Below are 23,228 nucleotides of genomic sequence, written 5' to 3' on the forward strand. Positions count from 1 at the left end.
ATACGCTCCTACCTTCGATTCGGTTGATTCGTTATTTCACTTGTTCGTTATTGCCGATTATACCCGATTTAAGAGAGATGCGCAGCGATCGCGCCGCCCGCCTCGCCGTCAACCGCCGGGCAACAGAAAGCGCCGCCCGATCCTTAGCGGATACGAGCGGCGCTGAGTGGCATGCAAGACAGCTAACGCTTCGACGGATCGTAAGCTTCCCCGGCCGCCGCCGGTCCGCGAACCGACTTGCCGATTGCTCCTGCAAGGACGATCAGGGTCAGTACGTAAGGCAGCATGTAGAGGAACTCGGTCGGTATCGATTGGGAAAATTCGAACCGGGTCAGGAAGTTCCTAAGCGCCTGCGCCATGCCGAAGAAAAATGCGGCGCCGAATACGCCGTAAGGGTTCCAGCGGCCGAAGATCAGAGCAGCGATCGCGATGAAGCCCTGGCCCGAGATCGTGCTGTGCGAGAAGTTGCTCGTCGTCGTCAGCGTAATCGTAGCTCCGCCGAGGCCGGCAAGCGCGCCGCTGATCAGCACGCCGATGTAGCGGTACTTGGTGACGTTGATGCCGACCGTGTCGGCCGCGCCCGGATGCTCACCGACGGAGCGCAGGCGAAGGCCGAACGGCGTCTTGAACAGCAGGTACGAGCTGAGCGGCACAAGGATATAAGCGATATATGTCGTCGGGTAGCTGTTGAAAAACGCTCTGCCGATGAACGGAATGTCGGACAGCAGCGGAATCGGCCACTTGGCGAATACGTTTTGCAGCTGCGCCGTATCGCCCGCCCCTTCGAAGATGATCTTGACGAGATACAACGTAACGGCGACCGCCAAAATGTTGATGACCACGCCGACGATCGTCTGATCCGCCTTAAGCGATACGGTGGCATAGGCATGCAGGAGCGCGAATACGAAACCGCAGGCTACGCCGGCGATCAGGCCGACCCACGGCGAGGACGTCGTTGCGCCGCCGTCCGTCTCCATGTAATAGCTGGCGATGGCCGCGCCGAACGCCCCTGCCGTCATCATGCCCTCGAGACCGATGTTGAACACGCCCGAGCGTTCGCTGAACACGCCGCCGAGCGCGGCAAAAATGAGCGCGACGGAAAAGACAAGCGTGGAACTGATCAGATCAGCCAGCGTTCCCATTCATGTCAGCTCCTTTCCGCTCGCGCGATTTGCGCTTTTTGAACAACGGCTGAATCACGGTGCGGATCAGGCCGTGGGAGGCGACGAAAAAGATAATGCTGCCGATGACGATCCGGACGATCTCGGACGGCACGTCGGCTTCGAAGTTCATCCCTGCCGAGCCGTAGGTGAGACCACCGAACAGGATCGCGCCGAGCAGGATGCCGACCGGGTGATTGCCGCCGAGCAGCGCGACGGCGATGCCGTCGAAGCCGTAGCCCGCGGACGCAGCCTGCACGACCTGATAGTGGAAAACGCCGAGCACCGAGAATACGCCACCGAGTCCGGCGAACGCGCCGGAGATCATCATCGTCTTGATGAAGCTGGCCTTGATGTTGATGCCCGCGGCCTTGGCCGCATCGGCGTTGTGCCCGACGGCGCGCAGCTCGTAGCCCTGCTTCGTACGCCACAGCAGCACGTAGAAGATGACGACGCACAGCAGGCCGATCCAGATGCCCCAGTCCATCCGTGCTCCCTCCATGAAGTCCTTGAGCCAACCGATCGAGAGCGATGCAGTCTCGTCGATGTTCGGCGTTTTCTGTTCGCCCTTCTTGACGAGAAAGTCCCGTAGAATGTAGTTGGACAGATACAATGCGATCCAGTTCAGCATGATGGCCGAGATGACCTCGTTCACGCCGCGGTAAGCCTTGAGCCAGCCGACCAGCGCGCCCCAGAGTCCGCCGCACAGCATGCCGACAATCAGCGCCAGCGGCGCGTGAATGAACGCCGGCAAGTGCACCTTGAGGCCGATAAACGTCGCCGCTGTCATGCCGATGATGTATTGGCCGTCCGCACCGATATTAAAAATGCCGGCGCGGAAGGCAAATCCGACGGCAAGGCCCGTGAACAGAATCGGCGTGATTGCGACGATCGTCTCGCCGAAGTCGTACTTGGTGCCGAATACCGTCTTCCAAAGCGCGCCATACGCTTCGAAAGGATTGTAGCCGCCGATCCACATGACGATCCCGCCGCACAACAGACCGAGCACGATCGCTATAAAGGGGATATAAGTGGATGGTTTATTGAAAATTTCCGCCGCTTTGTTCATGCCGACGCTCCTTTGCCAGCCTGCATTTTACCCGCCATCATAAGTCCGATCTCGTCGTCCCCGGCCTTCTCTGGATCGACCTCGCCCATGATGCGACCGTCGAAAATGACCTGGATCCGGTCGGACAACCGGTGAAGCTCGTCCAGCTCATAGGAGATCAACAGCACGGCTTTGCCCTCGGCTCTCGCCTGCAAGAGCCGATCGTGGACGAACGAGATCGCGCCGATGTCGAGCCCTCGCGTCGGCTGGACGGCGATGAGCAGCTGCGGGTCGCGTTCCATCTCGCGCGCGATGATCGCCTTCTGCTGGTTGCCGCCGGAGAGCGAACGGGTTTTGTTATGAATATCCGGCGTCCGCACGTCGTAAGCTTCGATCAGCTTCGTTGCGTGCCGGTCGATTTCGGATTTGTTCAGGAAGCCGCCCTTAAAAAAACGGTCTTGCTCGGGGGATCCCAGGATTAAATTTTCGCTGACGCTAAAATCGAGCACAAGTCCGTGCTTCTGGCGGTCCTCGGGTATGTTCGACATGCCCGCTTTGATGCGGTCCTTGATTGAATCCTGCGTAATGTCTTTACCGTTCAGGCGAATGCTGCCTTCCTGCAACGGCCGCATGCCGGTGAGCGCTTCCACCAGCTCGTGCTGTCCGTTGCCGTCGACGCCGGCAATGCCTACGATCTCGCCTGCACGGATGTTGAAGGAGACGCCATCGACAACCGGCTTCCCTTTATCGGTGCCCGCGACCGTTACCCCGGACAGCTCGATTACGATATCGCCAGGCTTCGCGGCTGCCTTCGGCTTGTCGAGCGACACACGTCTGCCGACCATCTTTTCCGCGAGCTCGCTCTCGCTTGTGTCGGCCGTATTCACGGTACCGACGACCTTGCCTCTGCGGATGATCGTCACGCGATCGGAGACTTCCATGATTTCCTTGAGCTTGTGCGTGATCAAAATGATGGACTTGCCTTCGCCGGCGAGCCGCTTCAATATCTGCATCAGCTCGTGAATCTCCTGAACGGTCAACACCGCCGTCGGCTCGTCGAAGATCAATATTTCGGCGCCGCGATAAAGGGTTTTCAAAATCTCTACGCGCTGCTGCATGCCAACCGTGATGTTCTCGACCTTGACGGTCGGATCGACCATAAGGCCGTACCGCTCTGAAAGTTCCTTGACCCTGGCGTTCGCCTGACGGTAGTTGATGGACAGCCCTTTGGAAGGCTCGATGCCGAGCACGATATTCTCCGCGACCGTAAATGGCTGGACCAGCTTAAAGTGCTGATGAACCATGCCGATTCCGAGCTCGATCGCTTTGCCCGGACCGTCGATCGTCTGCGGCTTGCCGCCTACGCGGATCTCGCCCTCGTCCGGCTGATAAAGACCGAATAGAATGCTCATCAGCGTCGATTTGCCGGCCCCGTTTTCCCCGAGCAATGCATGAATCTCGCCCTTGCGAAGCTCCAGACTGATGGCGTCGTTTGCGACGATGCCGGGAAAACGCTTGGTAATGCCTCTAAGCTCGACCATCGGTACCGCTTGCTCCATCTGTTATCAGCTCCTGTCCCCATATCAAAAGCGTTAAAACGGAAGAAAGGACAAGGCTCGCTGAATGCGGCCTTGCCCTTGCGGAGATTCCGTGCAGCGCGGAATTATTCCGTCGGAACCGTGATCTCTCCGCTGATAATCTTGTTCTTGTATTCTTCGACCTTGGCGAGGATGTCCTGGGACACGTTCGGGTTGTCCGTAGGCAAGCCTACGCCGCCTTCAGCCAAGCCGAGCTCGACCGTTTGGCCGCCCTTGAAGTTGCCTGCGAGCAGCTCGTTGGAGACGCGGTAAACCGCTTCGTCGACCTTCTTGACCATCGAAGTCAGCGTCACGTCGTTGCCGAACTCGATCGATTGATCCTTGTCGACGCCGATAACCCATACTTTTTTGCCGGCCTTAAAACGATCCTTCGCTTCATTGAAGACGCCGTTGCCGGAACCGCCTGCAGCGTGGAAGATGATGTCGGCGCCGCCGTCGTACATCGTAGCGGCAGCCAGCTTGCCTTGGTCCGGCTTGCTGAAGTCGCCGACGTAGTTGACTTCGATCGTCGCTTTCGGATTAACGGTCGCAACGCCGGCCTTGAAGCCCGCTTCGAACTTCTTGATGACCGGCAGCTCCATGCCGCCGACGAAACCGATCTTGTTCGTCTTCGTCGTCAGACCTGCGACGACGCCGACGAGGAACGAGCCTTCGTTTTCCTTGAACAGGACGGACTCGACGTTCGGCAACGCCTCTGTCGGCGTCGTGTCGATCAGGGCGAGCTTGGCTTCAGGGTTGGCTTTGGCTACAGTAGTAGCCGCTTCGGCGAACAGGAAGCCGATGCCCCAAGTCAGATCGTAGCCGTCCTTGACGAACTTCGTCAGGTAAGGAATGTAGTCGCTGTCCTTCTTGGACTCGAGATACTTGGTATCCGCGCCCGTATCCGTCTTGATCTTCTGAAGGGCTTCCCAGGCTTGTTGGTTAAACGACTTGTCGTTTACGCCGCCGAGGTCGGTAACCATACCGACTTTTTTGCCTTTGCCGTCGGCAGGCGCGATGGATTCGCTCGGAGCTGCGGATTCGGAGGCCGAGGCCGACGCGCTTGCGGAAGCGGATGCGGTGGGGCTTGCGGACTCGGAGGCCGGCGCGCTTGCGCTAGGCGACGCTGCGCCTTCGTTGTTGTTGTTCTTGCTTCCGCAGCCGGACAGTACCAGCAGCATCGCCATCATGGCGACCAGCATCAGGCTAAGCGGCTTCATCGTGCTCTTTTTCATGCTTGATTCTCTCCCCGTCTCTCATACTTGTATTTGCATCTACGGCGCGAGGTTCGATCCGGAAGCCGCTGTACGAGCCGGCGGAACGGGTCCGCGAGCCGCGGTAGCCGAAATTAATCTTGCTTGAGCAATTCGGTCATATAAGCGAAAAATCCGTCGCGGTCGACGTCGTAGATCAGGTTGACCGGTCTGCCGCCTTCCGACAGCTCCGTACGTCCCTGCGCCACACCGTCTGTTCTGACGATGCTGTTGACCGTCTTGACCTTGACCAGGTCGGGCTTGCCCACATAAGCGGCGGTGAGCACGTCCCATAAATAATAAGTCGAATTCGTTGCATGGAAAATGAGCGGCGGCACAAGCGCATAGCATTGTCCAACGAAGTCGATCGCCTCGTGCCTCCGGAGCTTGGCCCATGCATCTCTGGCCTCCAGCGTGAGCGGCACCCGGTTCGTGCTCTCCAGCGCGACCATATCGATCCGAAGACCGCTGGCCCATACGCGCGCCGTACCCTCGGGATCCCAGAACGCATTCCACTCGGCCGTGCCGTCATGCTCGGGCTCCTCGACGTTGCCCTTCGGCAAGAAAGTGCCACCCATCCAGACGACGCGTTCGATTCGTTCTTCGATATCCGGCGCGATGTCAAGCGCACGCGCAAGGTCCGTTAACGGACCCGTGAACACGAGCGTTGTCTTGCCTTCGCCTGCACGCACGCTGTCGATCAGATGCAGATGTGCTGGCTTGTCCGAGATCGGCGTCAGGATGGTCTCCGCTTCGTTCAGAATCGGAAACGCGTCCACGTAATACGACATGATACGCCATGCAGCAGGGAACGGATTTTTGCCGCGGGAATCGGAGCGGGACACGTCGAGTCCTTCGCGCGGCCCGCCCCCGAACCGGTCGATAATCTTCCGGCTGGCCTGAACGGAAGGCTCCAGGTACCCGTCGGCACCAATGACCGAGACGCCGGTCAGTTCAACGCTTGCCATTCGGAGCAGCAGGAGCAGCGCGACAAAATCGTCGCCGCCGCCGTCATGATTCATATAAACTCTCAACGTTCGACCATCCTTTTTTGAACCTTTTTGCATTCTGCTTTGAACGAATGTCCCGTTATCTTTTATAACCCATTAATCACACAAACGCCAGACCCAATTGAAAATACCTCTTACCCGCACCAGCGCTTTGTGAAGCAGGCCGCATGGCGTGTCGATTTTTCGTCTAAAATGACAAAACCCATCAAATCCGCTCGGCATTAAAGGTTTAATGAGACGGAAGCGTGTCAGCTAAATTAACAGAATCAATGCCGTTCATCTCGCAAACACTTCAATCAACCGTTTAACCCGTGTTACAATGCTATAATAACATAAGCAAAGGACGGTGAGCGGTTGAATTGGATTGTCTCCATTGCCGAGCAAAAAATACGCGAAGCTGAAAAATCGGGACAGTTCGCGGGGCTGTCCGGACAAGGCAAGCCGCTTCCCGAAGACGATCTGGCGGGCGTGCCGGAAGAGCTTCGGCTTTCCTACAAGCTGCTGAAAAACACGGGCGCCTTGCCGGAAGAGCTGCAGATTCGCAAGGATCTCGTCTCGCTGTCCGACCTGCTCGCAGCTTGCCGGAATCACGAGCAATCGGAGAAGCTGAAGGGCGAACTGTCGGAAAAGCGGCTTCGCTACCGGCTCATGATGAACGAGCGGGGCTGGACGCACCAAGACGCATACGAACAGTACGCGGACGCTGTCTATGCGAAGCTGACGCGCGAAGACGCTTAAACCGCGCCTTGCGAAGGCGCAATCAGAGGATAGACGACAGGAGAGATCGGGATGGACAACTGGCTTGAAGCGCTGCCGAAGGCGGATCTGCACCTGCATCTGGACGGCTGCGTGAAGCCTTCTACGCTGTTCGAGCTTGCTGCGGACCGCGGCTATCCCCTGCCCGCCGGCCGTGCGGAGGATTTGCTGCCCTACATGCAGGTCGAAGAAGACTGCGACAGCCTGAAGACTTATTTGGATAAATTCAGCTTCGTCCTCCCGCTGCTGCAGAATTCCGACGCACTTAGACGCGTCGCCGAGGAGACGGTCGAGCAGTCGGCCGCGAGCAATTGCCTGTATATCGAAGTCCGGTTCGCGCCCGCGCTGCATACGAACGAAGGCTTGACTCCGGAAGACGCGATCGACGCCGTGCTGGACGGTTTGAAACGCGGCGAAACCGCTTATGGCGTCGTTGCCCGTCTTATCGTCATCTGCATGCGTCACCAGGACGACGCGGTCAATCTTCCCGTGATCCGTGCGGCGATTGCCCGCCAAGGCCAGGGCGTCGTGGCGGTCGACCTGGCCGGAGACGAAGCCGCCCACCCGGCGGAGAACTTCCGGGGCACGTTCGCCGCGGCTCGCGAAGCGGGCATCCCGATCACGATTCATGCAGGCGAAGCGGCCGGCGCCTTCAATGTGCGCGAAGCGGTAGAAGGGCTCGGCGCGACGCGTATCGGCCATGGCATTCGGCTGCGGGAGGACCCCGAGCTGCTCGCTTGGATCCGCGAACGGGGCATCCCGCTCGAGCTGTGCCCGACGAGCAACATCCAGACAAAAGCGGTAGCGGATTGGGACAATTACCCGATCCGCAGCTATTACGACGCGGGTCTCTATGTCACCGTTAATACGGACAATCCGACCGTGTCGGGCACCGATATGACACGGGAATGCGAAGCGATCGCGACGCGCTTCGGATTCACGCCGGCCGAGCTGACGGATCTGATGCGCGGCGCGCTGCTGGCGGCGTTCGCCGAACCGCCCGTCAAGGAGCGGCTGCTCGCCCGGTTCGAGGAGCTCGTCGGCCGCTTGAAGATAGACGTCTCCCGCGAAGATTAAACGCTCCCTAACGCCAAAAGTCCGGCCCTTGCAAAGGGACCGGACTTTTTTCACTTCATTATAGTAACGCTTTCAAGCGCTTCATTCCGTCTAATCGTCCGAACGGTATTTTTGCACCTCTTCGTTCAATGCGAACATACGCTTGTCCAGCGAATTAATGAGATCGGCCGTGTCCTTCAGCTGCAGTCCGATCTCATGCGGCACCCGCGCGTTGAATTTGTAATAGATCTTGTGCTCCAGGCTCGCCCAGAAGTCCATAGCGATCGTGCGGATCTGAATCTCGACGGGCACCTGCTCCATCCGGTCGGTCAGGAACACCGGCACCAGAATGATCAGATGCAGGCTCTGATAGCCGTTGGGCTTCGGATTTGCGACATAATCTTTGACTTCGAGCACGGTGACGTCCTGCTGCTTGCTGATCATCTCGTACATTCGATAAATATCGGTGGAAAAAGAACAGATGACCCGAATGCCCGATATATCCCGAATATGGTTCACCGCATTGTCAATCGTTACCGCGAGCCCTTTGCGGATCAGCTTGTCCCGGATGCTCTCGGGGGACTTGATCCGCGTTTTCATATGCTCGATCGGATTGTAATTCTGAATGAAGTGCAATTCCTCGTTCAAAATGTTCAGCTTCGTGCTGACTTCGTCGAGTGCGAACTTGTATGTCAGCAGCATCTTGCCCCATTCCCGCATGCTGCTCTGATCGATTGCCATCTTCGTATGTCTCCCTTAAACGTGTTCGCCGAGCTCAATTAGTGTCTGTGGCGCCAAACCCTGCGCGCCCGCCAAAACGAAAGCGCGCCGTATGCGAGAAACAGTACGCCTAGCAGAATCGGCAGTATCTCCGGCAGCGCCGATGCGGCCTCTTCGATATAATCGCCGATCCACGGATCGCCGGCCAGCATCTCGCCCGCGGAGTAACCAAGCAGCCCGGCGCCGAACCATACGAGCGGCGGGAACCGCGTCATCAGCTTGGTCAGGAATTGACTGCACCAGATAATCAGCGGGACGCTGATCGCAAGGCCGATGACGATAAGCGTGAGATTGCCGTGCGCCGCACCCGCGACGGCTACGACGTTGTCGAGGCTCATGACAAGATCCGCGATGACGATCGTGCGGATCGCGCCACCGAGCGTCGGCTTCGCTTCGATCTGCTCATCGTGCGAATCCTCGTTCAACAGCTTCCAGGCGATGAACAGCAGCAGCAGTCCGCCGCAAGCCTGAACCAGGGGGATCCGCAGCAGCGTAACCGCAGCGAATGTCAGCACGATCCGAAGTGCGACCGCGCCGAACGTCCCCCAAAATATCGCTTTTTTCTGATGCGCCGGATCCAGATTTTTGCTCGCCATCGCAATGACGACCGCATTGTCGCCGCTCAGGACGATGTTGATCAGAATCATATCCAGCAATGCAAACAGCCAATCGCTTCCCATCTTGCGCACTCCTTGTCCGATTCGAGCCTTGCCGCAGCCGCATGGCGGCGCGAAAGGCCAGTCGTATTGCACCTCAAGTTACCATTTTACCCGAATCGGGGGCACGCGAACAAACCCGTCCACATTGAGGGACCGGGTGTTGTCCGCTGTCCTTCGGCCGTTCGTCGAATCGGTACGCTCCGTCAAGCTCACCAGCCCATACGTTCTCTCAGTCGTTCGATATGCGCGGTATGGTGCTTGCCATGCCATACGTACATGCCGAGACAACGATCGAGACGCGTCGTCTCTCCGCTGCCGGGATGGTAGAACTCGCGGGCGAACTGCTCGTCCGTCAGCGAAGCGAGCAACGCCGTCCAGCGCACGTGCACGGCTGCGAGCAGCGCGAGCGAAGGCGCGATCGGCAAGTCGCGCGAGTCGGCCAGCTCCGCCCAGAGGTGCTCTTCGTACGGCTTGATCGTCGGCCGCTCTTCGGTGAGCGCCAGCTTAAAGCGCGTCAGGCTGTTCATATGGCTGTCGCCGACATGATGTACGACCTGCCGGACCTTCCATCCGCCTTCCCGGTAAGACGTATCGAGCTGCGCTTCGCCGAGTCCGCGCACCGCCTCGGACAGCAGGTCCGGCAGCGCAGCAATCTCCTGGATCCACTGCCTGCGCTGGTCGGGGGAGATGTCGCCTTCAAACGTAAACTTGCCGATCGGATAACGCAAATCGTCCATTTCCACTCGCTCCCGTCACGCGCCCGTTTGTAAATTTTTCTTTTTCCAGTATAGCACATTCGACTTGTCGATCCCTCTTCGCGTTGCGTGCCGGAGTGCCTTGCGGCGCAGCGCTGCAGACTTCGTCATAAAGAGTCGGCATTCGACTTTTTTCCCGTCCTGCGATCCTCCCTATTGCCACCTTAGCATGCTCACGTGAAAGTATCCAAAAAATCATGTGCAAATTCACAAAATAATGCTAGCCAAGACAAAGCCCCATACGCTATAATGAAAGCGCTACCACCCAAACTTTCGATGACAGGGGGATACGAAAAGATGGATGCAGCGATGAATTTATACGATCAGTTCGAACCAAGAAACGATTGCTACTTCTTCCGCATCGGCGCCCAAGGGCAAATTTGTTGTCACGGCCGCAACTATACGATAAAGAAGCGAATGACGGCCGAACAGGCGGAAGCCTTGACGAGAGACGCGCTTTTCGTTCGGATCTCCTCGGACTGCTACGTCAACGTAGCCAAGATCACCTATTTGACGGACAATGCCGTATACTTCGGCGACGGTCCTGCATTGAATCATATGCTCCCCGTTCCCAAGCGCAAGCAGCATCTCATTCGCCAGGGCATCTCGCAGCTGCAAGGACTTCGCATCAGCGTCTGAACGGACAAAAGGCCATCCGCAGAGCGGTTCTGCAGCGGAAGGCCTTTTTTGTTATGCCTGCGGTCTTCAGCAACGCAAGCGCGCGTGCGAAAACTTGCTACGCGCCGCGGATAGACTTGCGGTAATCGTGCGGAGACTGGCCGTACACCTTGCGGAACAGACGGGCAAAGTAGGAAAAGTTGCCGTACCCCAGGCTGTCCGCGATCTCGCTGATCGTCCGATCCGTGCCTACGAGCAGGTCCGATGCCCGACGCATTTTTTCCTGCAGCAAGTAATCGGTCAACACCATCCCCGTCTCCTTGCGGAACAGTCTCGATAGATACGCCGGATTCAGATAGACGTGCGAAGCCAATTCCTCCCGCGTCAGGTCGCGATCCAGATGAGCTGCGATGTACGCCTTGACCTGGCGAACGGCCGGACTCTCGCTCTCGCCGCCGGCTAGCAGCGCATAAGCCGCATCCAGCAGCTCGCCGGCCCATTGGCGCAGCCGGGCGACCGAGCGTGAGGCCGTATCGGGAGCGGTAGCTCCTTTGCCGCCATACAGCAGATGTGCGGAGAACCCCTTGCGCTGAAGCGCATAATATACGGCCTGCAGCAGCGCATGATAATAGGCCGCGAGTGCTTCCGGCGTCAGCGCTCTCATGCGCTCTTCCGCAAGCTTCGCGTCCAGCGCGCGCATTACGCTGTCTTTGTCCCGCTGCTCGATCAAATCGGCCGCATCGAGCAGCATGCCCGCCCCCCAACCGTCGGCTCGGTCCGCTTGCTCCTGCCCGCCCGATACGAGGACGGCTTCGCTCGTCCGGCTGACGTTGCGATATTCGGCGCCGAGCAGTTGCAAATACGTTTTGCGCGCGTCTTCGATCGGCACCGTATCGCTCACGTAACAGGACACCTTGCAATAAAAATAAGTACGGCACGCACCTATATAAGTGCGGCAGTCTTCTATCAGGCGCAGGGCGCTGCCGTTCCCGTCCCCGGCGTGTACCGCGACGAACGCGTTGCCTCGGCGGTCCCGAATGACGCTGCCTGCCCGGCCTTCCAGGAGCACCTCCTCCGCGGCTTTGCGCAGGGCGAATTCCATGATTTCCTCTTCCCGCTCGCTGAGCGGCTTCTGCCACTCCTCGACGCTCAATAGAACGAATGCGACCTGTCCGAGCTCTTCCGGGCCGACATCGAAGGTTGCGAGCGCGGCGGACACGGCTTCTCTCGAGGGTCGGATCTCCCGGTCGAACAGGTCCTGCCAGAAGCGCTCGAGCAGGATCGGCTTGCGGCCCTTCCACAGTTCGGCGTATTTGTGGTACAGCTCCCCCGTCTCTTCTTGCTTGCGCCGCTCTTCCACTTTGCGGATCGTCTTGCGGAGCACTTCCTCGAGGTCTTCGTAGATAACCGGTTTCAAGAGATAGTCGCTGCCGCCAAGCTGGAGCGCCTTTTGCGCATAGGCGAATTCGGAATGACAGGTCAGCACGACCGTCTCGATCGCGAGCCCCTGCTCCTGCACCCAAGCCATCAGCTCGAGTCCGCTGCCCTCCGGCATCTCGATGTCGCAGATCATAACGTCGATCTCTTGCCTCGACAGCAGTTCTCTCGCCATCTCGGCATGGAACGCCTCGAATACTTCGTCAACGCCGGCAGCGTCCCAATCCACCCCGGATTGCAGTCCTTTTACCGCGTAATATTCGTCATCGACGATTAGCGCCCGAATCAAGCGCGATCCCCTCCCGGACATTGGATTGGACAGGCAGCGTGAGCCGCGCCACGGCGCCGCGCGCCTGTCCGTCCGCGAACCTCAGCTTCACGTTCGTCTTATAAAACAATCTGCATCTTCGCACGATGTTCCACAGGCCGACATGGCCGTCCGTCGGACCGGGAGCCGCCGCCATCTCCTCCAGCGCCGCCGCCTGTCCCTCTGCCAAGCCCTTGCCGTTGTCCGCGACCTCGATACAGATTGCCTCTTCGGAGCCCTCCCGCACCGTATAAACGCGCACTGCAATCCGATAAGCCTCGCCGCCCTTGAACGAAAACCCGTGGACCATCGCATTTTCGACGAGCGGCTGTACCGTAAGCGGCGGAAGCGCGAAGGACGCCAGCGCAGGATCGACGTCAAATTCAAAGATGAGCGCCTCCGGAAACCTGAATTTTTGAATCGACAAGTAGTCGTTGATATGCGCCATTTCGTCCTCAATCGTGATCGACGGGGTCTGCGTCCGTGTCGCGTAGCGAAAGTAACGCACCAGATGCAGCGACATTCGCTGGATGATGTCGTAGCTGCGCGTCTGCGCGAGATGATAGACGATGTTGAGCGAGTTCATGAAAAAGTGCGGATGAATTTGTGCCTGCAGCGCGCTCAGCTCCGCCTTCTGCGTACGGATCTGCTCCTCGTAAATATCGATTTTCAAATGCTCGATTTGGGTAGCCATGCCGTTAAACGTCTCGTTGATCGCGATGAACTCGACAAGCCGGTTGTCCTCCAGCCTGGCGGACAAGTCTCCGGAACGGATGCGCCGCATCCCCCTGATGAGTCCGACGATCGGCTTGACGATGGCGCGCTGCAAAAAGATCAGGTAGACTGCGAGCAATCCCGCCGCGACAACGGGCACCCAATACGTCAGCACGCGAAAATAGGGCAGTCCCTCCAGCACGCGCCGCTCGGGAAGGAGGAGCGACAGGTGCAGACCCGCGTTTCTCGACGTCTTGCCGATCAGCAAATACCGCTGGTCCAGCTTAACGATATTGTAGACGGCCCGTTCCTGGCCGGAAGCCGCATCCGCTCGAAGCGCCGCCGGCGCCTCTCCTGACAGAGGGCCGTCGCTCTGGGACAGCAGCCTGCCCGCATTGTCGGACAAGATCGCCTGGCCGCCTCCATCCCTGGTAAGACTGTGGAAGGGCTCCATCAGCCGGTTCAGGTCGACCCAGGCGCCGATATAGGATCGGTAGCCCGAATCCACGATGCGGACAAGCGCGTAGGAACGGTCCAGTTCGACGACATTCCAGCCGGAGAAGCTGGGGCGCTTTCCGTCCGCCTGCGCGAACAGCCGTCTCAATGCGTCCTGGACGAGCAGCTTGCGCGCATAGGTGACCGAAGTCTGAGGCGCGAGCAGCAGATTGTCGGACGCTTCGCCGTAGGCGAACAAGACGTCCGCCGCATCATAATAATTGGTGTTGAAAAACAAGTCGTTCATCGTATGCGTCTGCGCGAGATAATACGCCCAGGTGCCCTTCGCGTTTTGCCCGAGCGAGATCAGGCTGTCATCCTGTTCGGCGGTTTTGTACAAGTAGTTCTCGATCTCCTCGAGCGCTTTATCCATGTCGTTGACGTACATCGTCAGCAGGCTCTGATTCGACTGGGCGACCTGCGAGTGCACGACGCGCGTCGCATACAGATTGTTCCAGATTAGCAGCACCACCAGCGGCACTGTGACGAGCGCGAAGCCGAGCACGAGCCTCGAACGAAGCGTGGCGGGTCTCATCGGCCATCCCCCCGGTTCACGAGCCAGGCGTCCAGCTGCCGCTGCTTCTCGGCGATGACGGCGTCCGCGCCGGCCTCCTTGAGCTTCTGCCTGTACATCGGCAGGATCAGTGCAGGATCGAGCGCGCCAGTATTGATAGCGGGCGCGAAGTCCTCATCCACGCCGGCGACGGCGGCGATCTCGTTTTTGACGCGATCGGGATCGAAAACGAAGCCCAGCGCCTTCGATTTGTCGGCTTCCGCATTAAACGAACGATACTGCTCCCACAGGCCCGGATCCTCGTTGCTCCACAAATACGAGCTCAGCTGGTTGCCGAACATCCAAGACTGATTGAGATTGTAACCGACCGTCTTTGCGTCCACGCCCGCCGGATACGCGATCCTTCCGTCCGCCAGCTTGACGTAATGCTTACCCTCGATGCCCCAATCGAGCAGATTCAGCAAATACGGGTCCGTATACAGCAGGTTCAGCAGCATCATCGCCTTTTCCGGATGCCTGGCGTTTTTGGTAATCGCGAACATCGCGCTCGTCGTGTCCGCCGTCGTCGTGTACGGTTTGGTGAGTTCGACCGCCGTCATCGGCATACCTGTATTGCGCGACGCCTGGATCTCGAAGCCCGGCTTGAGCGATTCGGCGAAGGCAAACGCTTTGCCGGCCTTCACGGCTTCGTATTCGCTGTCCTTGGATACCGTCGCGTCGGAATTGAGGTATCCTGCCCGATTCCAGGCGAACATGAGCTTCGCGCTTGCCTCGAATTCGGGCGTGTCGGCCAGATTCACGACCTGAAGCGAACTGTCCGCGCGGGACAGCACGCCCGGACCGTCGCCGAGCATGTCGAACAAGCCGTATTGCAGCACGAACGTAAGCGGGCTGCGATCAGCCCTCGCCTGCAGCGGATAAATGCCGGGCTCGCTCTCCTTGATCTTGGCGAATAACGGCGTCAAATCTGCCAGGGAGCGCACTTTCGTCAAGTCGATGCCGTGCTTGTCGACGAGATCCTTGCGCATGACGAGCCCCTTGCTGGAGGCAAATTCCTTGTTTGCCACGATGCCGTAGACGCTCCCGTTCACCTTGCCCGCCTCGATGATCGCCGGGCTCAGCAAGCTGCGGATGCCGCCGCCGTAGCGCGCAAGCAGATCGTCAAGCGGTATGAACCTTCCCTTGGCCACTTCGTCGCCGAAGCGCATCCATCCCGCCGTGAACATGAGATCGATCTGCTCTCCGGACGCGAACATCAAGCCCGTCTTGTCCCACCAGCTGCCCATGTCGATCGGCTTCAGCTTTACGTTCGCATTCAACTTCTTATTCAGATATCGGCTCATCTCGTCTTGTACGAGCTGAAGATCCCGCGGCGTGCCTGCGGGAAAGGTTATGACGATCGTGTCGGGGGCTTCCCCGCCGCTTGCGGTTGAACGGATTGCGGAAGTCGTGCCCGACGGCGGCGCGCCGGAGGGGTCAGGGACTTCGCCTTTATGCGCCGAACCGGCGGCGAGCCATACGAGCCAGCCCGCCGTGACGCAAACGACGGAAAATGCAATCGCTTTCTTATTTCTCGGTCCCAAAGAGGACGACCACCTTTGACGGAGTTCGGCGCCGGCGGAGGGCCGGCCCGATCGCAGCCGTGGCGGCATACCGCTTCGCGATCGGTCCCGATTATTCATCATACCGCCGGCGGTTGCCCGCAGACAACCACATTTGTGACCGATCCTGTTCAAATGGTGACTTCTTAAAAATGGCCGGGGTTCATGCAAACAAACGGGGAACGCGGCAACGTCAGCCTTTTCGGCCGTAATCCGCTTTGACCTCACCCCATCGCTCCGTCTCCCACTTGAGCACCTTGTTCGGGTACGAATGGACGCGCAGCCAGCTGAGCGCGCGGTCGACGAGCGCCCAGATCTCGAAGGTCGAGTCGTCCCGCGGCAGCGTCGTCACGACTTCTTTTTGCTTCAACCATTTGAGCGCCGTACGCGAATCGCTGTAAATCGTCTTGGCGCTTCCTTTTTGCTTCAGATAGGCGAGCGCGTGGACGATTGCGAGAAATTCGCCCAGGTTGTTCGTCCCCTTTTCGATCGGTCCGACCGAAAACAGCACGTCGCCCGTCCGCGTATCTACGCCTCTGTACTCGACCGGGCCGGGATTGCCGCGCGTACCGACGTCGACCGAGACGCTGTCGAAGTCGATCTCGGCTGCCGCCTGCTCCGGAGACAGCGGCAGCTTCTCTCCCGCTGCGGCGGACTTGGGCGAAGCGCCCGCTGCGCTTTTACCTCCGCCTTGGCCCCAATGCTTTTTCCAGCCTTCGCGATAGGCCCGCTCCGCCTCCGGCTTGCTGCCGTAAGATTTGTACTTGGCGTCCTTGCGTCCGGACACTTGGGCCTGGCATGCCGGCCATGAATCGTAAACACCAGGCGCGCCGCCTTCCCAGACGACGTAATACTTCCCTGCCATATGAATTCCTCCATGCAGCCGTCGCGCCATGCGCGAGGCCCCGCGTTCAAACATTGATTGTAACATATTAGCCGCGCAAAAAAATCCGTGCCTCGCCGACCATTTCTGGACGGAGGCACGGATCGCATACAAGGAAATATCGTCCGTCGGTCAGAGCAGCTTCATGCCGGCCATCAACCGCTTGAGGGCAGCTGCAGCTTCGGCGCGCGTGACCGTCGCTTTCGGCGCGAACGTACCGTCGGGGCGTCCTTGGAGCAGCCCTTGGCGCATCAGCTCCGAGATCGCTTCGCGCGCCCAGGCGCCGATGGCTGACGCGTCGGCGACGTCCGGCTGTGCGTCCGCAGCTCGGTCGGAGGAAGCGGCCGTCGTCGCGCCGGAATCGGTCGATGCGGCGGTTTGCGCCCCAGGCGCCAGCTTCAGCGCCGCTGCCAGCATAACCGCCATCTGCTCCCGCGTCACCGGCGCCTGCGGCTGGAAGCGGCCATCGCCGGTACCCTTGACCAATCCGAAGCGGGAAGCGGCATCCGCGGCATCGGCGAACCAGTCGCCTGCCTGGATATCGTCAAATGCCGCCTTATCCTCGTCGCCCTTCAAGCCGAGCGCCCGCACGAGCATCGCGGCGAATTCCGCACGGCTCACCGCAGCGCCAGGGGAGAATTTGCCGGCGCCCGTCCCGTTCACGATTCGTTTCGCCGCCAGCAGCTCTATGTCCGCCTTCGCCCAGTGCCCTGCCAGATCGCCGAACGACCGCGCCGAGTCGGCCAACACATAAATACTGTTGGTCGTGCTGCGGATCGTGACCGTCGTCTTGCCGCCTGACGAACTGAACAACGCAGGCACCGGCCGGAAGGCGCGGCTCGCGGGGTCGTACACGAGTGCGGCCGTCCTGCCGCCGTCCAGTGTGCCGTTCAGTGTCAAGCTTCTGTCTACGAACAGTCGGTCGAAGCTGTCGATCGTCGACTCTGCGCCGTCCGACGACCAATAGAGCTCGAATTCGTATTGGGCACCTTCGATGAGCGTCAAACCGGCGCCGGAGGCCGCTTGTGTCATTGCCTTTTTGACGTCGGCGGCAGGACGCGCAATCGTCAGCAAAAGCTTGCCCTCCTCTGTCTCGGGCGCCGGCAAGGACAGACCGGCCTTATCATCGAGCCACTGCGCGATGAGCGCGATTGGCAGCATGTAGCTAACGCTGCCGGCCTCGATCGCGATCATGCCTCCCGGCACTGCGGCGACAGCTTCCTTAAGCGCTGCGGCGCCGATCGAGACGGCCGCCGTGCCGTCCGCTGCAGTCTCCGCATGAACGCGAAGGACGGACGGCTTGCCGGCCAGCGCGCCCCGAAGCGCCTCGTCCAGCCGCTGTATGGCCGCATTAGGCGTCGGATTCTCCACGGCGGCATTGCCCGGCGCCTCGGGCACGATGCGCCCATCGTCCGGCACGACTTGCGGATTGTGTCCGGCCGAAGCGTCGCCTCCGGTCGTTTTGCCGGCTTCGAATCTGAATTTCTCCTCGCCCGCGCCATTGAACTGCCTGCCGAGCTTCGTGCCGCGCACGAGGACGTTCGCCAGCGTCACGCTTCCGTTTGCGTCTCCATTAACCTGGAGCCCCCAGGTGCCGGCGCCGTCGATCACGAGATTTTCGACGGTCGCCTTCCGCCCAGGCTCGGCATGTACGCCTTTGTCTCCGTTGGCGTAGAAGCCCTGGTACGTGCTGTCAATCGCTTCGTTGTTGCGGATGACGATGTCCGCATCGATCGGCTTGTCGCCGGCGAACAGCCAGATCGCGCCGAAGTCCTGTCCCCAGTTCGACTCGCGGCCTCCCGTGCGCAGCAGCGTGTTCCGCTCGACGACCGTCGTGCCCGAGAATGGCACGGGATTGAAGCGCGTCGATATCGCGATGCCGGCGCCGAAGCCCATCGTATCCGCTAAGATGTTGTCGCGGATCGCGTTGTCCTTGCCGCCGAATACGGCGACATTGTCCGCCAGCGTCGGCAGCTGAATCGTATTGAAGCGAACGACGTTCCCTTCCGTGCGGGCCAACTCGTCGCTTGCGCCTTCGCGCGGATCGGACCACAGCGCAACGGCGTCGTCGCCCGTATTGCGGATCGAGCTATGCTCGAGCATCGAATGCTTCGTGCCCGTCGAGAAGTGGACGCCGTCCGCGTACGTGTCCCTGACGCGCAAGCCGCCGAGATACAAGCCTTCCGTAGCTATTGATGCATCGTCGCTCAGCGTCGTCCAGATCCCCGCCTTCGCATGGCGGATCCATACGTGCTGGATCGACGAGCCCTTGCCGTACGCGCCGTCGAAGCCCGCCTCCGGCAGCGCGTCGTGTCTGGCGTTTACGCCGACGTCTACGATCAGATCGCGGATGCGGACCCGATCGCCGCGCCCCATGAAGCCGGCGCCCGTCAGCTTGGTGTACCACATGCCGGCGCCGGCGATCTCGACGCCGCTCACCTCAAGTGGCTTGCTAAGCAGGTAAGTGCCCGCCGGCAGCCATAGACCGAAGCCTTCGCGCTGCGCGGCGCCGATCGCCGCATCAAGCGCCTTTGTATCGTCTTCCCCGTCATCCGGGAGAGCGCCGTATTGGACGGCCGATACATAGCCGGATGGCATGGCAAGCAGCCCCGGTGCGAGCTCAAGCTCGGCGAAGTCGATCGCGTAGCTCGCTGCCGTGTCCCCTTCGTCCTTGCGCAGCATCACGGTGGCGCCCGCCTGAATGTCGCCGACGAACTGCTGCGCTTCGTCATAGAAGCGATGCGGATCGCCGTCCGCAGGCTCGTTGGTGTACGGATATTTGCCGTAAACCCAGCTATATCGGGACGTCAGGGAGAGCGAGCCCCGCTTTTGCCCGTTCACGTACACACTCAGCGTAGCGTCCAGTCCCGCGCCGTCCGCGCTATCCGGTATGCTGTACCGGATATTCAGAAAGTTCGCCGCGGCCGACGCCTTGAACGACATGTAGTCGCCTGTCGACGCGAGCTTCACAGCCTGCCTTCCGGAAGACTCGGCGGACAACGTGCCGTAAGCTCTGCTGCCCGATACGAGCTGCCCGTTGGTCTTCATACGCTCGGCTTCGTACGTCGTGTACGGGACGTCCGCCCCGCGCGATGGCGGCGCCACGGCGCCGCGAACGATCAGCGCGTCGATCTCGACGGTGCCGGAGTCTGCGCCCTCGCCCTGCAACTCGACGCTATTGTACCCTTCGCGCAGCGGAAGCGCGATCGCGGCTTCATGCCAGCTTAAATCGCCGGCAAGCGACAGCGTTTGGGTCCTGATGCCGTTCACGGCTAACGCAAGCTTGCCGGCTCCGCGATAGCGCACGGAAGCGGCATAGCTGCCCGCCGCCGGCGCGTCGGCCGCGAAGATGAGCGCGGCATCTGCGCCTTCGAAGCGTTCCACATACGAGACGCCCGCCGCCGTCCCGGTCGATACGCCTCCCCGCGCAAACGCATTTTCCGCTTCATAGATCGCCATGCCCTTAAGCGGACGAAGCTGCCAGCGGGCTGCTGCCGCATCCGCGGATGCAAGCCCCGGCGCGCCGCTGCCGACGACGACCGCAAGCGCCTGCCCCGGCAAAAGCGCGCTGGACAACGTCGACAGCCCCGCATCCGCGGACAATCGCCATTGCGCGCCTAGCGCCGAACCGTCGGACGACAGAGCGACCTTGCCGGTCGAATCGGCCGTCAGATAGCGTCCCGATTCCAACTGCTTGACGCGCGTATATCCGTTGTAAGCCTCAAAGAGCCATCGCGCGCTATTGTCCGGGGCAGAAACAATCGACTTCACTCCGCTGCCCGCTCCGGTCAGCAGCCCGCCGTTTGCGTCGCTCGCCAGCGCATATACGTTGGCATCCGCGATCGCCGGCGTGACGCCGTTCAAATCCTCGGCTTCCGGCACCGGGGGGCGCGCCTCCGAGGGTGCGGTCTCCAGCGACCAACGGACCCCATCGCTCTCGATCGACCGCAGATCGTATTGGGCATAGCCCGTAAGGTCCTCGGTGTGCAAATATTCGTCGAGGTGTCCGGCCGCCCCGCTTCGAATCAAGAAACGTCCCGCTACAGGCGCATCCTCGACATGCCACTGGGAAGCATCGGAACCCGAGGATGCGTCCTCCGTCTCGAGGTAGGCCTGCACGCCGGCGATGGACATGACGTTGCCTGTCGCCCGGTTCGCGAGTCGTTCACCGTCAGGACCGCTTTCGATACGCCAGTGACTAGACGCGTCGTCCGCCGCCGCATTGCCGTAAAGAACGACGTTACGCGCGTTTTCGTACAAAAACTGGCCCGTCGCGTCATTTTTTATGCGGACATACCCCTCAGGCAGTACGGACGGCACAGCCGGCGCGCCTTCGACGAGCCACTGCGCGCTGCCCCAATCGGCAGGCACGCCGCTGGACTGGGCGAAGCCCTTATTGTCCTCGTCATGGATGCGCTGGTCGTTTTTCCATATGTTCGTGAACACCTTGCGGCCTTCGGAACCGTCCGTCATCGTCCACTGCGCGCTGCCCCAGGTCGGATCGATGTCGAGTGCCTCAAGCGCGCTCTCATAACTTGTCACGTGCTCGTTGGAGACAAGATGGCCCGTCGCGCGGTTCACGATCAGCACGCCCTGCTCGCCCTGGCGCAGCGACCATTGGGCGGCCAGGTCCTCCGGATTCGGCGTGCCGTCTTTGACGACGCCGTTCTCCTCGTACAGATACGTCCCTCTGTAGCCGTTTTTGAGCGTCACGTAGCCTTGCGCAACGCCTGTGTCGGCGGCCGGCACGAAAATCCACTTGGGGCTGCTCCAATCCCGATTGATGACGCCGTACTGCGCGAACTTAAGCTTGTTTTCTACATGAATGTAGAATTGGTTATCCGCCGCCTGGTTCGAATCGCGAACGCTGTGAATCTCCTTGGCGCCCTGATAGTCCTCGATGACCCAATCCCCCGCCGTCGAGCCTTCACGAAGATCCGTAGCACGGAGCGACTGGCGCGCGTCCGTCGCCCCGTCGAGTGTCACGAAATGACCCGTCGCGCGGTTTTGAATCCGCTTGTAGCCTTCTCCGGATACGACCAGCCACTCCGCCTTCGGATCTCCGGCGGCGGCGTTGCCGTATTTAACGATGCCGTCCTCCTCGTACATGTACAGCTGCAGCCAGCTGCTCTTGATTCGGATATAGCTAGGCACCTGCGGCTCGCCCGGACCGCCGGGCGTCAGCGCCGGGTCCTCCAGCAGCCACTGCGCGCTCCCCCAGCTCGGCTGCGCCCAGTCGTTGACGTGTCCGGCCCCGTCCTGGGCCTGCACGTTCAAGAGGGCGGAAGGATCGGAAGGCTTCGTGAACGTATAATGGCCGTCCACCGAACTGCCGCCGGAATCCTTCGCCGGCGCCATCGCCCAGGCGAAAGGCTCGGACGCCGAGGCTGCCGGCTCCCTCGCGGTCAAGTAGTTGCCGCTTTGCGCGCTGCGAATCAACGTTCCGCCAGCCGTGTCGTAGACGAGCCATAACGCGCCCTTATCTTCTGCCGCCGGCATGCCGTATTTCACGTCGCCCGCTGCGTCCTCGAACAGATAACCGCCCTTCCAGCCGTCTTTGAGCCGAACCGGCTCGACCTCGGCCGCCGGCTGCAGCACCCACAGCGCGCTGCCCCAGCCTGGCTGCGCCCAATCGTTCGCATGCGCGTAGCCATCCAGCGTCTGCACGTTCAGGAGCCGGTTCGCGTATACCGCGCTCGACACGCCGACCCGGCCCGATGCGTCAGGCGGGGAGAGCAGCCATTGCGCGGTCTTCCCGCCCTCCCCTTCCTCCGGGGGCAGCGACTCCAGCGGCTGTGCAACGGTATCCGCTCCGGCGACGTTTTTCATATTCAGCACATGACCGGTCGCACGGTTGCGGAACGTCGTCTTCCCGTCCGTCGTCTCCGCGAACCATTGCGAAGCAGGGTCCGTGATCGCAGGAGCGCCGTATTTGACCTTGCCTGCATCCTCGAACAGGAAGGTTCCCTGCCACGGATTCAAAATGCGCACGGGCTCGCTGGATTCAGCCGACTCGACATGCCAGGTCGCGCTGCCCCAGCCCGCCTGGGCCCAGTTGTTCGCATGCGCGAAGCCGTCCTGTGTCTGAACGTTGAGCAGCCGGCTCGCATAGCCCGCGCTGACGACATTGACCGCGCCGGGTTTGCCGGGAACGTCGTTCACGAGCCACTGCGCGCCCGGCGTCAACGCGTCTGCGGCCGTCGTCTCGAGCGGATCCGTGATCCGGGCGTCCGGCGTCACCGACGTCATATCCAGCACACGGCCGCTGAGCCGGTTGCGGATGAGCTTCTTGCCCGCGCCGATATCCTCGAACAACCATTGCCCGGCGGGATCGGTTAGCGCCGTTGTGCCGTAACGCACCTTGCCTGCGTTGTCCTCGTACAAATATTTGCCCTTCCAGTCGTCCTTGAACCTGACGTAAGATCCCCCGCCTTGCGCAGCAGGATCTCCCGTGCCGGACAAGGCCGAGACGGCCTGCAGCGGCGCAAGCAGCAGCGCCGCGATCAGACTGAAAACCAGCCATTTTCGCCAACGTATCATAGGTCGGATACTCTCCCTTTTCGGATGGTTGCTTGCTCATGCCGTCGCCCGGCACGTCCTTGCCA

Annotated in this window: 16 protein-coding genes; 3 read left to right on the top strand and 13 right to left on the bottom strand. The window is 60.5% G+C overall.

The window, feature by feature from the left end; translation table 11 throughout:
- Window positions 1-182: 182 nt before the first annotated feature.
- From ACFSR7_RS24055 to ACFSR7_RS24075, 5 genes are all read right to left on the bottom strand, one after another.
- Entirely contained in the window at window positions 183-1,142 is a 960-nt protein-coding gene (locus tag ACFSR7_RS24055) for an ABC transporter permease (protein WP_378165952.1), read from the bottom strand.
- Window positions 1,126-2,229 carry an ABC transporter permease gene (locus ACFSR7_RS24060; protein ID WP_378165954.1) on the bottom strand — a complete coding sequence of 368 codons (1,104 nt, stop codon included), beginning with the start codon at window positions 2,227-2,229 and terminating at the stop codon, window positions 1,126-1,128. Before ACFSR7_RS24060 ends, ACFSR7_RS24055 begins: the two co-directional genes overlap by 17 nt.
- On the bottom strand, window positions 2,226-3,767 hold the full coding sequence (locus tag ACFSR7_RS24065) for an ABC transporter ATP-binding protein (RefSeq protein ID WP_378165955.1): 1,542 nt from the start codon (window positions 3,765-3,767) through the stop codon (window positions 2,226-2,228). Before ACFSR7_RS24065 ends, ACFSR7_RS24060 begins: the two co-directional genes overlap by 4 nt.
- Before the next feature lie 104 nt (window positions 3,768-3,871).
- Window positions 3,872-5,020 (bottom strand): BMP family lipoprotein, encoded by a 1,149-nt coding sequence (locus ACFSR7_RS24070; RefSeq protein ID WP_378165957.1) that lies wholly within the window; start codon window positions 5,018-5,020, stop codon window positions 3,872-3,874.
- Between the two features lie 113 nt (window positions 5,021-5,133).
- The gene (locus tag ACFSR7_RS24075) at window positions 5,134-6,060 is read right to left on the bottom strand and encodes a nucleoside hydrolase (protein ID WP_378166111.1); all 927 of its coding nucleotides are present in this window, start codon (window positions 6,058-6,060) and stop codon (window positions 5,134-5,136) included.
- Between the two features lie 342 nt (window positions 6,061-6,402).
- Between ACFSR7_RS24075 and ACFSR7_RS24080 the strand changes: the two genes are divergently transcribed.
- Entirely contained in the window at window positions 6,403-6,786 is a 384-nt protein-coding gene (locus tag ACFSR7_RS24080) for a DnaJ family domain-containing protein (RefSeq protein ID WP_378165959.1), read from the top strand.
- A 51-nt stretch (window positions 6,787-6,837) separates the two neighbouring features.
- On the top strand, window positions 6,838-7,881 hold the full coding sequence (add, locus tag ACFSR7_RS24085; protein WP_378165960.1) for an adenosine deaminase: 1,044 nt from the start codon (window positions 6,838-6,840) through the stop codon (window positions 7,879-7,881).
- 90 nt (window positions 7,882-7,971) lie between these two features.
- Here add and ACFSR7_RS24090 read toward each other — a convergent pair whose 3' ends face one another.
- The 3 genes from ACFSR7_RS24090 to ACFSR7_RS24100 form a co-directional block, all read right to left on the bottom strand.
- Complete coding sequence (locus tag ACFSR7_RS24090) at window positions 7,972-8,595, bottom strand: GTP pyrophosphokinase (RefSeq protein ID WP_378166113.1); 624 nt, start codon at window positions 8,593-8,595, stop codon at window positions 7,972-7,974.
- 44 nt (window positions 8,596-8,639) lie between these two features.
- Window positions 8,640-9,320 carry a TerC family protein gene (locus ACFSR7_RS24095; RefSeq protein WP_378165962.1) on the bottom strand — a complete coding sequence of 227 codons (681 nt, stop codon included), beginning with the start codon at window positions 9,318-9,320 and terminating at the stop codon, window positions 8,640-8,642.
- A gap of 188 nt (window positions 9,321-9,508) precedes the next feature.
- A complete protein-coding gene (locus ACFSR7_RS24100; RefSeq protein WP_378165964.1) occupies window positions 9,509-10,036 on the bottom strand; it encodes a YfiT family bacillithiol transferase in 528 nt (175 codons plus the stop codon).
- Between the two features lie 315 nt (window positions 10,037-10,351).
- On the opposite strand from ACFSR7_RS24100, the gene ACFSR7_RS24105 reads away from it, so the two are divergent.
- Window positions 10,352-10,693, top strand: a complete 342-nt coding sequence (locus tag ACFSR7_RS24105) for a hypothetical protein (RefSeq protein ID WP_378165966.1) — start codon at window positions 10,352-10,354, stop codon at window positions 10,691-10,693.
- 97 nt (window positions 10,694-10,790) lie between these two features.
- On the opposite strand, the gene ACFSR7_RS24110 is transcribed toward ACFSR7_RS24105, so the two are convergent.
- From ACFSR7_RS24110 to ACFSR7_RS24130, 5 genes are all read right to left on the bottom strand, one after another.
- Complete coding sequence (locus ACFSR7_RS24110) at window positions 10,791-12,398, bottom strand: response regulator transcription factor (RefSeq protein ID WP_378165968.1); 1,608 nt, start codon at window positions 12,396-12,398, stop codon at window positions 10,791-10,793.
- Entirely contained in the window at window positions 12,373-14,160 is a 1,788-nt protein-coding gene (locus tag ACFSR7_RS24115) for a cache domain-containing sensor histidine kinase (protein WP_378165970.1), read from the bottom strand. The genes ACFSR7_RS24110 and ACFSR7_RS24115 overlap by 26 nt, the downstream gene beginning before the upstream one ends.
- Window positions 14,157-15,722 carry an ABC transporter substrate-binding protein gene (locus ACFSR7_RS24120; RefSeq protein WP_378165972.1) on the bottom strand — a complete coding sequence of 522 codons (1,566 nt, stop codon included), beginning with the start codon at window positions 15,720-15,722 and terminating at the stop codon, window positions 14,157-14,159. The genes ACFSR7_RS24115 and ACFSR7_RS24120 overlap by 4 nt, the downstream gene beginning before the upstream one ends.
- Before the next feature lie 211 nt (window positions 15,723-15,933).
- Window positions 15,934-16,605, bottom strand: coding sequence for a ribonuclease H (gene rnhA, locus ACFSR7_RS24125; RefSeq protein WP_378165973.1), 672 nt, complete (start codon window positions 16,603-16,605; stop codon window positions 15,934-15,936).
- A gap of 150 nt (window positions 16,606-16,755) precedes the next feature.
- Complete coding sequence (locus ACFSR7_RS24130; protein WP_378165975.1) at window positions 16,756-23,163, bottom strand: S-layer homology domain-containing protein; 6,408 nt, start codon at window positions 23,161-23,163, stop codon at window positions 16,756-16,758.
- Window positions 23,164-23,228: the final 65 nt, after the last annotated feature.

It is taken from the genome of Cohnella sp. GCM10020058 (genome assembly GCF_042683485.1).
Taxonomy (GTDB): domain Bacteria; phylum Bacillota; class Bacilli; order Paenibacillales; family Paenibacillaceae; genus Cohnella.

Bases quoted from the DNA above. Each gene is read 5' to 3' on its own strand.
- ACFSR7_RS24055 (WP_378165952.1), bottom strand. From the start codon at position 1,142: ATGGGAACGCTGGCTGATCTGATCAGTTCCACGCTTGTCTTTTCCGTC.
- ACFSR7_RS24060 (WP_378165954.1), bottom strand. From the start codon at position 2,229: ATGAACAAAGCGGCGGAAATTTTCAATAAACCATCCACTTATATCCCC.
- ACFSR7_RS24065 (WP_378165955.1), bottom strand. From the start codon at position 3,767: ATGGAGCAAGCGGTACCGATGGTCGAGCTTAGAGGCATTACCAAGCGT.
- ACFSR7_RS24070 (WP_378165957.1), bottom strand. From the start codon at position 5,020: ATGAAAAAGAGCACGATGAAGCCGCTTAGCCTGATGCTGGTCGCCATG.
- ACFSR7_RS24075 (WP_378166111.1), bottom strand. From the start codon at position 6,060: ATGAATCATGACGGCGGCGGCGACGATTTTGTCGCGCTGCTCCTGCTG.
- add (WP_378165960.1), top strand. From the start codon at position 6,838: ATGGACAACTGGCTTGAAGCGCTGCCGAAGGCGGATCTGCACCTGCAT.
- ACFSR7_RS24095 (WP_378165962.1), bottom strand. From the start codon at position 9,320: ATGGGAAGCGATTGGCTGTTTGCATTGCTGGATATGATTCTGATCAAC.
- ACFSR7_RS24100 (WP_378165964.1), bottom strand. From the start codon at position 10,036: ATGGACGATTTGCGTTATCCGATCGGCAAGTTTACGTTTGAAGGCGAC.
- ACFSR7_RS24105 (WP_378165966.1), top strand. From the start codon at position 10,352: ATGGATGCAGCGATGAATTTATACGATCAGTTCGAACCAAGAAACGAT.
- ACFSR7_RS24115 (WP_378165970.1), bottom strand. From the start codon at position 14,160: ATGAGACCCGCCACGCTTCGTTCGAGGCTCGTGCTCGGCTTCGCGCTC.
- rnhA (WP_378165973.1), bottom strand. From the start codon at position 16,605: ATGGCAGGGAAGTATTACGTCGTCTGGGAAGGCGGCGCGCCTGGTGTT.
- ACFSR7_RS24130 (WP_378165975.1), bottom strand. From the start codon at position 23,163: ATGATACGTTGGCGAAAATGGCTGGTTTTCAGTCTGATCGCGGCGCTG.